12 protein-coding genes are annotated in these 11559 nt (G+C 41.2%); all 12 read right to left on the reverse strand.

All coding sequences use genetic code 11. The features are described 5' to 3' along the window. Positions 1–3: 3 nt before the first annotated feature. The 12 genes from rng to BTN98_RS10935 all read right to left on the reverse strand — a co-directional run bounded on the left by rng (position 4) and on the right by BTN98_RS10935 (position 11396). Complete coding sequence (gene rng / locus BTN98_RS10880; RefSeq protein WP_060998333.1) at positions 4–1473, reverse strand: ribonuclease G; 1470 nt, start codon at positions 1471–1473, stop codon at positions 4–6. 12 nt (positions 1474–1485) lie between these two features. Next, positions 1486–2058: a Maf family protein gene (locus tag BTN98_RS10885; RefSeq protein WP_060998334.1), complete on the reverse strand. Its 573-nt coding sequence runs from the start codon at positions 2056–2058 to the stop codon at positions 1486–1488. A gap of 120 nt (positions 2059–2178) precedes the next feature. After that, complete coding sequence (gene mreD / locus BTN98_RS10890) at positions 2179–2667, reverse strand: rod shape-determining protein MreD (RefSeq protein ID WP_060998335.1); 489 nt, start codon at positions 2665–2667, stop codon at positions 2179–2181. Then, the gene (gene mreC / locus BTN98_RS10895) at positions 2654–3610 is read right to left on the reverse strand and encodes a rod shape-determining protein MreC (RefSeq protein WP_060998336.1); all 957 of its coding nucleotides are present in this window, start codon (positions 3608–3610) and stop codon (positions 2654–2656) included. The genes mreD and mreC overlap by 14 nt, the downstream gene beginning before the upstream one ends. Before the next feature lie 40 nt (positions 3611–3650). Continuing rightward, positions 3651–4694: a rod shape-determining protein MreB gene (gene mreB / locus BTN98_RS10900; RefSeq protein ID WP_036793121.1), complete on the reverse strand. Its 1044-nt coding sequence runs from the start codon at positions 4692–4694 to the stop codon at positions 3651–3653. A gap of 120 nt (positions 4695–4814) precedes the next feature. Further along, positions 4815–7982, reverse strand: a complete 3168-nt coding sequence (locus BTN98_RS10905) for a DUF6701 domain-containing protein (RefSeq protein ID WP_060998337.1) — start codon at positions 7980–7982, stop codon at positions 4815–4817. After that, entirely contained in the window at positions 7979–8413 is a 435-nt protein-coding gene (locus BTN98_RS10910; protein WP_060998338.1) for a hypothetical protein, read from the reverse strand. The genes BTN98_RS10905 and BTN98_RS10910 overlap by 4 nt, the downstream gene beginning before the upstream one ends. Further along, the gene (locus BTN98_RS10915; protein ID WP_060998339.1) at positions 8403–9164 is read right to left on the reverse strand and encodes a PilW family protein; all 762 of its coding nucleotides are present in this window, start codon (positions 9162–9164) and stop codon (positions 8403–8405) included. Before BTN98_RS10915 ends, BTN98_RS10910 begins: the two co-directional genes overlap by 11 nt. Further along, positions 9164–9763, reverse strand: a complete 600-nt coding sequence (locus BTN98_RS10920; protein WP_065189935.1) for a prepilin-type N-terminal cleavage/methylation domain-containing protein — start codon at positions 9761–9763, stop codon at positions 9164–9166. The genes BTN98_RS10915 and BTN98_RS10920 overlap by 1 nt, the downstream gene beginning before the upstream one ends. Further along, entirely contained in the window at positions 9760–10212 is a 453-nt protein-coding gene (locus BTN98_RS10925) for a type II secretion system protein (RefSeq protein WP_060998340.1), read from the reverse strand. The genes BTN98_RS10920 and BTN98_RS10925 overlap by 4 nt, the downstream gene beginning before the upstream one ends. A gap of 87 nt (positions 10213–10299) precedes the next feature. After that, positions 10300–10788 (reverse strand): prepilin-type N-terminal cleavage/methylation domain-containing protein, encoded by a 489-nt coding sequence (locus tag BTN98_RS10930; protein WP_060998341.1) that lies wholly within the window; start codon positions 10786–10788, stop codon positions 10300–10302. Positions 10789–10790: 2 nt separating this feature from the next. Further along, complete coding sequence (locus BTN98_RS10935) at positions 10791–11396, reverse strand: type II secretion system protein (RefSeq protein WP_231730696.1); 606 nt, start codon at positions 11394–11396, stop codon at positions 10791–10793. Positions 11397–11559: the final 163 nt, after the last annotated feature.

The following is an 11559-nucleotide window of genomic DNA, read 5'->3' on the forward strand; positions in this document are numbered from 1 at the left end:
ACATTACATCATAACAACATCAAACTGCTCTTGAGTATAAAGAGGTTCTGGTTTGATTTTTACTTGCTTACCGATAAATACTTCTAACTCTGCTAGCGCATGATATTCATCACCGGCTAATGCATCACCGACGGCTGAAGATACATAAACTACAAATCGATCGGCATCATAAGCACGGTTTACGCGAGTAATTTCTCGTAAAAGTTCATAACACACGCTTTCAACCGTTTTAACCGTACCGCGACCTTCGCAAGATGGGCAAGTATTACATAACACATGCTCAATACTTTCGCGGGTGCGTTTGCGAGTCATTTCAACTAAGCCTAACTGAGTAAAGCCATTGATATTGGTTTTCACTCGATCAAACGATAAGGCTTGTTCTAACGCCTGTAAGACTCGGCGTTGATGCTCTTCCAACGCCATATCAATAAAGTCGATAATGATAATACCGCCAAGATTACGTAATCGTAATTGACGAGCAATAGCTTTAGTGGCTTCAATATTGGTATTAAAAATAGTTTCATCGAGATTACGACGGCCAACAAAGGCGCCAGTATTAATATCGATAGTAGTCATGGCTTCGGTTTGATCAATAATTAAATAGCCGCCAGATTTCATTTCCACTTTACGATCAAGCGAGCGTTGAATTTCAGCTTCAGTATCATAAAGATCAAAAATAGGCTGATCACCAGAATAATATTCAATATTTTCGGTAACTTCAGGTACGAACTCATCCGTAAACTCTTTAAGCTTATCAAACGCAACTCGTGAATCGACCTGAATGTGGTTAATTTCAGTGCCAACAAAATCACGTAAAATACGCTGCGCCAATCCTAGCTCACCATAAAGCATTGATCGTGGCTTGTATTTCGCACGACGCTCGATGACCTTACGCCATAAATGTTTTAAAAATGCCGCATCTTGAGCGACTTCATCAGGATCGGTGCCTTCAGCGGCAGTACGAATAATAAAACCACCAAGATGATCACAATGCTGCGCTACCGCTTTTTTCAAACGCTCACGTTCTTTTTCACAGCCAATTCGCTGAGAAACACCAACGTGACTTGCTCCTGGCATAAACACTAAATAGCGTGATGGCAATGTGATATCAGTGGTTAAACGCGCACCTTTAGTGCCAAGAGGATCTTTAACCACTTGCACCACAATATCTTGTCCCTGACGAACAAGCTCGGAAATATCACGAACTTTAAATTGTTTTTTTTCGTTTTCAGCTACACATTCTGTATGGGGAACAATATCTGACGCATGTAGAAATGCAGCTTTGTCTAAGCCAATATCCACAAATGCAGCCTGCATTCCTGGTAACACGCGGCTAACACGTCCTTTATAAATATTGCCGACGATGCCTCGCTTTGATTCACGTTCAATGTGAATCTCTTGCAAAACACCCCCCTCAATCATTGCGACACGCGTTTCACTCGGCGTCACATTTATTAGCAGCTCAGTGCCCATGGTTGCCTCTACTTATAACTTTAAAAAATCTTGCACCATGATGTCGGTTTCCACTAATGGTAACCCCATCACAGCATAATAACTGCCGTCAATACGGGTAATAAATTTGCCACCAATGCCTTGAATGCCATAACTTCCGGCCTTATCTTGCGGTTCACCACTTTGCCAGTATTTTTTAATATCGTTATCGGACAAAGTGTTAAACCACACCTGGGTGGTTACTAAACAGGTTTGACTATGTGATGATGTCGCTAAAGTGACTGCAGTCATCACTTGATGCTGCCGTCCTGATAATAACCTCAGCATACGCGCTGAATCGTCAAAATCGACTGGTTTTTCTAGAATTTGTTGATCTACCACAACAATAGTATCAGCACCAAGGACTGGAATGTCGTTAGCTGCTGCTTTTACGCCCGCTAATGCTTTATCACGTGACAAGCGTTGCACATATTGCGCGGCAGTTTCTTGAGCTTGATGGCACTCTTCAACATCAACCACTATACGCTCAAAGTGATAACCAAGTTGCGTCAAAAGCTCCATTCGACGCGGCGAACCAGAAGCAAGGTAAAGTTGAATAGCGGCCATAATTATCCTGTGTTAAATAATAGGTAATTTAAAAAAAGTTTATAAAATGATGTGGGAATTATTACGCCAAAAGAACAAAGGGGAACACCGACTGGCTTCCCCCTATAATATTCATCGTCACTAACGAATCGCTAATTTACGTCGAATGCGGCGCAATAATAAAAATAGCCATGGCCATAATATAAAGTTTAATAATGCAGCCCACAGCTGTTGCGGATAAAAACTAATATTTGAAACTAAATATTCAGCCCAAAACTCAATTAATTTAGCTGCCACTGATAATAATGCTATCACGATAGCTTGCTGCCAGAGCGATAAATTACGTAATACTCTAAAGTTGAGCGCAATAATATAAGCGATCACTGACAACATTAAGCCACGTACACCCAGCGTTGAGCCTAAGGTTAAATCCCACAATAAGCCCACAACTAGCGCAGTACCAACATTGACTCGATGAGGCAATGCTAATACCCAATAGCAAGTCACTAATACAACCCATGATGGTCGAAAAGGTTCAAGCTCTCCTGGCCATGGCACTGCTTGCAGCACTAACGCAAATAAAAATGATAACCAAATCCAGATTCGACCATGTGCTTTATTGGTTGGCATGATTTACCTTTTCTGGTACTGGCACCACAGGAGCCGCTGTGGTTACTGCTGCTGGCGCGACAGCTTCAACAACCGTTGCTGGACCTGCCTTGTTAACCATTGGCTGAGCGTTGGTTTTAACGCGATCTGTTGGCCACACTAATAATAGATACCGCAAACGATCAAATTGTACCGTTGCTTTGGCAGTAATTTTTGCAAATGGACGCTTATTATCAAATGAGAACGATGTTACTCGCGCCACGGGATAACCTTCTGGATAACGGCCACCTAAACCTGAACTTACCAGTAAATCGCCTTTCTTTATGTCAGTGCTACTTGGTACATGTTCTAACAATATTTGCTGATCACGACCACCACCAGTGGCAATAACTCGAATATCATTACGAACAACTTGTACTGGAATCGCATTAGTAGGATCGATTAATAATAATACGCGACTGTTATGCGCTCCAACATAAGAAACCTGACCGACAATACCTTTATCGTTAATGACTGGCTGACCTTCATAAACGCCATCAATACGGCCTTTATTAATCATCACTTGATAACTATAAGGATCAGAATCAACCGCCATCACTTCTGCCACCATTTTACGCTCGTCGCGAACAAATGGAGAACCGAGTAAACTTCTTAAACGCTGGTTTTCTTGCTGTAATTGATCAAGTAATAACACATTACTTTTCATGACTAACAAATCACGTTTTAATGCTTTGTTCTCTGTCAATAATCGTTGGTGAGAACTGAATTGCCCTCGTAGGACATCTAACATTTCACGCGGTAAATTAGCAGCGTATTGCAGTGGCGCAACCGCCGAATTCAATAAATAACGAATATTGGCAAAAGCACCAAGACGACTATCGGCTAGCATTAAGCTAGCCGATAATAATATAGCAAGAAACAGGCGTAATTGCAGAGATGGACCTCTGCTAAATATAGGTTTCATATAACGCTATAACCTGTTTAGTTAAACACCTATGATGGTATTATTCTTCGCTGAAGAGATCGCCACCATGCATATCAATCATTTCAAGCGCTTTACCACCGCCACGTGCCACACACGTTAGTGGATCTTCAGCCACAACAACCGGAATACCCGTTTCTTCAGTAAGCAAACGATCAAGATCACGCAATAATGCACCACCACCGGTTAATACCATACCACGCTCTGAAATATCAGAAGCTAGTTCAGGTGGACATTGCTCAAGTGCAACCATTACTGCAGACACAATCCCCGTTAACGGCTCTTGTAATGCTTCTAAAATCTCATTTGAGTTTAGCGTAAAGCTACGTGGAACACCTTCTGCAAGGTTACGCCCACGAACTTCAATTTCACGCACTTCATCACCCGGATATGCCGAGCCAATTTCATGCTTAATACGCTCAGCCGTTGCTTCACCAATCAAACTACCGTAATTACGGCGTACATAGTTAATAATCGCTTCATCAAAGCGATCACCACCGATGCGTACTGATGATGAGTACACCACACCGTTTAATGAAATAACCGCAACTTCAGTCGTACCACCACCGATATCGATCACCATTGAACCTGTCGCTTCAGATACTGGCATTCCAGCACCGATTGCAGCCGCCATTGGCTCATCAATCAAATACACTTCACGCGCACCAGCACCTTGCGCTGACTCACGAATAGCACGGCGCTCAACTTGAGTCGAACCGCAAGGTACAGCCACTAATACACGTGGGCTTGGGCGTAAAAAGCTATTGTCATGCACTTGTTTAATAAAGTGCTGTAGCATTTTTTCAGTAACGTAAAAATCGGCAATAACACCGTCTTTCATTGGACGAATGGCGGCAATATTACCTGGCGTACGGCCAAGCATCAATTTGGCATCATGGCCTACTGCAGCAACACTTTTGGTTGCCCCCGCGCGATCTTGACGAATAGCCACAACAGAGGGTTCATCAAGAACAATTCCTTGTCCTTTGACATAAATAAGGGTGTTGGCTGTGCCCAAGTCAATAGACAAGTCATTGGAAAACATGCCACGAAGCTTCTTAAACATAGTCTTCAGCTATTCCTGCAAGCGTTAAAAAATCGTAAATTGCGCTCAATGTATCAAGTGCTACCAAGTGAAACAAGATATGGATCGCGAAACCGCGCCTAGACACGCAATTTATTTGTGCTATGGGTTGATTAAGGCCGTTTCCGAACGATAAATAATGCGATCATTACCTCGATAACTACCAAAGGTCACCAACCCTGATGGATCCTCATCACCAACACCACGCCAGTTAAATGTCAACCATGGCTGATGAGTCGTTTGATTTACAGAACAATCGATATTACCCGCTGGCTGAGCCGCTATTCTCAACCAAAATCGCCATTGCTGTTTTAAATATGGGCCATTTTCTGCCACTCCAGGCGATACCTGTAACGCATAACTTTTACCGTCATTGATATTACCGCTGGTTGACATGAAATGAGCTTTATCATGTGGTTTTGAGACATCATAGATCATCTGTTTGCATGATAATTCACTATTAAATAAAGAAGTACTGTCATCTTCATTAAGAATAAATTGACCATTCTTCCAGTACTCAACTTTTAATGGCATCGTCAGCGGTTGATTAAACACACCACTTGCATCCTCTAGCACCATCCGTCCATAACGGCTATCAACGTTACCATCTAGAGACGCTGTTAACAATTGGAGCTGATTATAGCGTTGCAAGACCTGAGTCTTATTTGCAAAATCTGTACAACCTAACGCTGAACAATCTGTTCGCGGGATCACTGACAAGCCTAAGCCAATCTTAAATGGACCATCAGCGGTAGTTGTCGTTGTAGCTAATTGATTATTTGGTTTTGGTAGCCGTGTAAATGCCAGTTCGCCATCCTTGATAGTAAGCTGTGCTTGCTGCCATTGATGCTGCCATCCACTGCTTAAATTGGATTGATCAAGCCGTGCACTAACATCATTTAATTGTCTATTTTGATTAAGATCGACTGCGGTTAATAGTAAACTCTCTTTTAACTGAGGGGCAAATTTACCGTAATTCAGCGTTGCTTCACCAGCCGCATTTTGCGCTTCAATTATCGCATTAGCAGTAAATGTTTGATCCATATAAGTGAACGGTGTTGATTCAGTATGAGCATTGATAATGTCACTTTTGATAAGTTCAAACTTTTTAGGATAGAAGCGCCCAATGGCGCGCTGGCTTGGATTTATCGTCATACCGAGATAACTATCAGCAGTCATTGCCAACTTTACACTGCCAACCTCACTCCAACGCAGATCATTAAATAGCACCGCATCATCATGAAATTCTGTGTTCTGCTGTGATACCGTACCGCTTAATTTCCCTTGTTCACCATTCTCTGGTGAGTGAATACCTGCAATCTTTGCCGTCACCGTAGCAACGGGCGCAGCTTGAGCAAAGAAGTTCGGCGTAATCGATCGCTGGCAATATTTATCATCACTAACATCAATAGAATTATTTACCTTATCGCCCGGTTGCCATTGCAGAGGCTTAGCCCGCATAACAAAAGCATCTCCTGCAGCAACAAGCCCATTACCACGACTCGCAGTTCCTGTAAAACTATCGTTAGCTTGAGGGCAGATCGCAAAAGTCCATGGACGCGATTGAATCACCACCGAACCATCTAATTGAGTCCAATCATCAGCTTGAAATCTTAATGGTGATCCAATGTCACAGCCTTGATCACTATTACAATCACGATCGATGATATTCAGCATAACTTTACCTGCATCTGAATACCTTAATTTCCCCTTTGCAACCCCCTTTTCAAAGACCAACTGAACCTCATCCATTGACCAAGATCGTTGCGGCAGCGAACGTAATTCAACCTTACTATTACCTTGAGTAGAGGGAGCTATAAATTGAGTTTTCAATGATAATGTTCTAGTACCACTGTAACCCGTAGCAATAGTATGAGTATTTATATCGTCAGAACAAGCCATTGCCGTAACAGTAATATCATGAGGTTTATTGGCTATTACCTTTAAAGGATCACTACTGATCAAGAATTTAAAAGGAACAACTGTATATTGACCAGTGGCTGTTGCCGGTTGATGATTGCTGCTTTGCAATACAGCTTTAATATCAATATTACCAATATAATTATCACTTTTAAGCCATAGCTTACCCACACCATTGGTTACTCTGACATTAATAGGTTGTGAGGCATCACTAGGGTTGGTATTGCTATTTTGAGACGTAAACCAATAAGCAAGAGCGGGCTGACTTAAACTCGTCGATACGACAAGATTGCCATTATATGTCGTGTCTAGCTGGGGATTATTTTTTTGATGGACATTAAACGTTATCGGTACACGATCACAACTTAATATCTGTGCTTTTTTCGGGGTAACAACCAAATCATATTCTTTCTCTTGCACACAAGATCCCCCTCCCCAAATATTACTGTCGGTATCAATCCGTAAATTACGTGCTGTTACCGCGCCGCGTAATGTTTTAGGTCGATCAGTAATAGCAATACCTTCACCATAATTTGCTGAAATCTTAATATTACCGGCTGAATATAAATAAGCACTCATTTCAACCGTGGTTGACAGACGAATAGATGCCTCCATATGAGACTCAGAGACAACAGAACCCGCATCGTTATTAGTACCAAAGATATAAAGATTATCAGGTAACCCATCTTTATTTATTTTGCCGCTAAATTCAGCCTCTTCAACATAAATAATCGCTTGCTTCCCTGTCGCAACAGTAATATTTGCACCTTTTCTAACTAATAAACTCTTTATTTTATAGATACCACCTTGTAATTGAGTATTAGTGTTTGCTCCTAATTCAACCTTTAAATAATCCCCTTTAGTTAAAAATAAAATATTATTGCCGTAATATTCAATACATTTATCTTTATATTGCTCCAGCCCTTGGCAGGTAAAACCCTCCTCTGGAATATCATACGTTGGCATGACTGGCATTTTTTTAGGCTTCACAATCAATGCTGAATTTATGTCACAGGCCCATTTTTGTTCGGTATTATTTTGGCACGATTTATCTTTATCACCACCTCGATCAATAAAGTGATTAAAACCTAATTGGTATTTTTTATTATTGTTAGATTTAAAATAGGGATATTGAAACCCCATCCTTATTAATTGACCATCTAATTTCACTTTTGAATGTGATTGTGCCAATTGCGGAAAATATTCACAAAAATTTTGAGTCTGGCTTTTAGTTGATGAAGATATTAACGTGTGAGGATGATTAATATCAGTCTCTGCCATGGCATTAATAGCAAACACCACTAGCAAAATAGACCATAACCTCATGGTTGTTTTTAAAAAAGATATCATTCTGCTAACCCCTTAACCCACACTTGTTGCTGTCGAGCCACTTGATATTGACCACTGCCACAACGCCCGGTACTACGCAGTTGGATCCGTCGTGTAGCCTTCGCACTATCATCTGCAAACTCATTACATTCCACGCTGACCTCACAACCATCAAAATCCACCAGCGGGATCTGCTTGGGAATCACATCGCAAGTAAGCATCTGATTAGGATCCCCAATCGGAAATAATTTATTGAGGCTAATTTCAATCCCACTATGAGCGGCAAACCACGCACGAGTACCAAGTATCTCTTGAGTGGTGATTACTGTTTGTGAGGTATTAATTTTGATCATCGCAGCGGCCATCATCGCCATTACGGTAATAATAAAAATAACCACTAATAAAGCACTGCCTGTTTGGTTGAGTAAGGAGCGAGAATAATTACGGCGCATTCATCACCTGTACGGTATGGTTATAACGGCTCAATTCACCATTGCGAGTAAAAGTAAATTGCCATGCAACTAATGCATTACGAGCAAGGGCGGCATTATCAACAGTAAACATCGACAAACTGCTATCTAAATATTGGCCAAGTAATACCGGTTGTGATTGAGTGCCTGCATTATCGATTGTGGTACGAGTCAGGCCATTATCTTCAATGCAAAATTTAACACTGTGGGTATAGGTATAAAAACGCTGTGCTGATGAACCGCTATCAAAGCGATGCTGGCCATCAAGCTCAAATAGCCATTGATTAGTTTCAGTGCCTATATTAATAGCAGTGACAGTTGCCACTTGATGATTGTTAAGTTCAAAATCTTGAAGTTTTTGTGGGTTAATCACTAACTGCATATGAGGTTGAAAAATAGGCGCAGCAGTCTGCGCTACAAAGCCAATGATCGCTGTAATATTGCTCAAGCTTTGATTTATATAATCGCCACCATATTGAATCGGCTTAAACGATAAACATTGACCATTATTGATAATTTCAAGGCTATTGGGTACCGCATTTCGCAGCTCACGCGCGACTCGTTCAACCGCAAATCGCGCTTGAGATTGTAATTGTTCGCGATCGCGAGTTTGTAAATAGCCCTCAGTTCCCAGACTAACAAAACGGCCAATACCAATAGTAATAATCGCCATCACTACCATCGCCATGATCAACTCGATCAAGGTAAATCCTTGCGCGCGCCGTGACTGCATTAGTAGTTGCCTCGATATGCACTGAGCGAGTAACGACCATAGCGGCCACTATCAACCACCATATTAATCCGCTTATAATTATGTGGGGTTACAGCTGTAGTAGGATTAGAATTATTAGTGAGATTGTTATCGTAAAAAATAGCCACAGTCACCGAAAAATGGCTGTAGTCAGCAGCAATTGAATTTCCCAGCGCATTACTTAAAGGGCGACCATTGCCGTCTTGACAATGTGCACTCTTGCCCTGCCAACAGCCAATATAATCATCAACCGTGGTAAGTTGCTGCTGTATTGTGTTGGCAACAAGGGTTATCGCACAAGGGTTATCAATCGCCCCCCCTTGCAAATCTTGAGTGTCATCACAACGGATCTGCTCACCATTATCATCACTGTTAGCATCAAATTTACGTGCTAAAATTTCATTCATCATCGCATTAGCTAACGCCGCGGCACGGGCTTGATAATGCGGCTCAGCTGACAGCGCAATTTGCGGAAATAAAAACCGGCTTAACACCACCATTGCCATCGCAAAAATAACCAAGCTAATGATCATTTCAATCAGCGTAAATCCTGCTTGCGTTTGATGACTTCTGCGGTTCATAAACAAGCTCCGCTATGAATATAGCCTTGTTGATTAATACACATTTGCACCTGGTTATTATTACTCGCTGTAAAGGTGATCTCGCACCCGGTCATACACTGACGCTCACCTTGAGCATTGAGTGGCTGCCCAAGTAAATTAAAGTTAATAAAATAGTGGGGGGTGATCGTAACCTGATCGTTAGTGGTCGTAAGATAATTGGCAGCAGTTTGCTGAGTAGCACAACCAAATAACGATTCAGTGATGGTCAAAGAGGCGCAGGCTAACTGTTGCTGTTGCATAGCACTAATTTGAATTTGACGAGCGATTGAGATCGCTTGATCGCGGATTAGCTCAGCGCTAAAACTTGATTTAGACGCATAACGACTGGCAGCCGTAACGGAAATAATGGCTAATACAATGATCACCATCACCAGTTCAATTAAGGTGAACCCTTGTTGTCGCGCCACAGCGTTAACCTTTGCTAAATAGTATTTAATGATGCTATTTCAAATAAAAATAACATCATTAAATAGCGCTCCGCAGAGCGCTAAATATTAGTTGCTAGATGAAGGGTTACAGCCAACACCAGAAGTAACCTCTGCTTTTGCTGGCGTATTAGCATTAACTGCTGATGTATACGTAACTAGACACTCATCAGTGTCTGCCTTACTATTCTTAAACGTTAATTTTATTGTTTTATTTTCACCTGCATCAGTACCTGTACCTGTAACAACCTGCCAATCACTAAAGCCAGTCATTGCAGCACCAATACCGGCCGAAGTTGCTGTTGGGTAACCATAAATAATCTCGATATTATCAAAAGTAGTAGCGGCTGTAGATACACTCTCAACACCCTGAATCGCTGCCTTACCGTAAGTGATCCCTGCTGCACCATCAATCGCACCTTTTAGGCCTTGCAGTGATGACGCACGTGCATCGTCTTGTAAGTTCAAAAACTTTGGTGCGGCAGTAACGGCTAAAATGCCTAGAATTACAATCACCACTACCAATTCAATTAATGTAAAACCGTTTTGACGTTTCATAACTAGTCCTTTGTTTGATGTAAATTCACTTCAACTCGACCTTGAGTCGGTATGTAAGTAAATGAATGCCCGGCAATAACATTGATTGCATCGAAGCGATAATTGCTAACAGTTGCTAGCTGATAATAACGACACTGTTGATAGCCATATTGACGTTCAACGGTGGCGAAAAAACTATATTTTCCCACGGCAGCATCAGCGCTAATCACTGTTGCTAACGGTGCGGGCTGTAATAAATGGCTGATTAAATCAACACAATCTTGAGCCGTTATTTGACTAACGTTAGCGGTCTTACTGGTTAACAATGCAAACGGATAACCAATCAATGCTGACTGCTTGATTGTGGTTGACGTTAATTTAAAAACACTACCATCATAATTAACAATATTATTATCATTAGCTATTTGAGGACGACTGTCGGCTTCCCATTGCATTCGCGCAGAAATAACCGCCGTCGAAAAATTACCACTAATAGTTACAATAGCGGCTTGTTTAGCTTGCTGAATAATATTAATCAGTCGTGGTAACGCGAAGGCGATTAATAAACTAATCATGGCCATCACAATAATTAATTCAATAAATGACCAGCTCTTATGTTGGGTTGACAATAGTTATTCCTAACAAAATAAACTGTCAAAAATCTATCTGAATATTTTCTCACCTTGTCAAAATATTGCCAGCATTTTTTTGTAACTATTTAATTTAAAATAGAAAACTTACAGTAAAATACCTATTAATATTATTTAAATTCCATTTTGGAATAACAGAGAT

It is taken from the genome of Photobacterium aquimaris, from assembly GCF_002954455.1.
Taxonomy (GTDB): domain Bacteria; phylum Pseudomonadota; class Gammaproteobacteria; order Enterobacterales; family Vibrionaceae; genus Photobacterium; species Photobacterium aquimaris.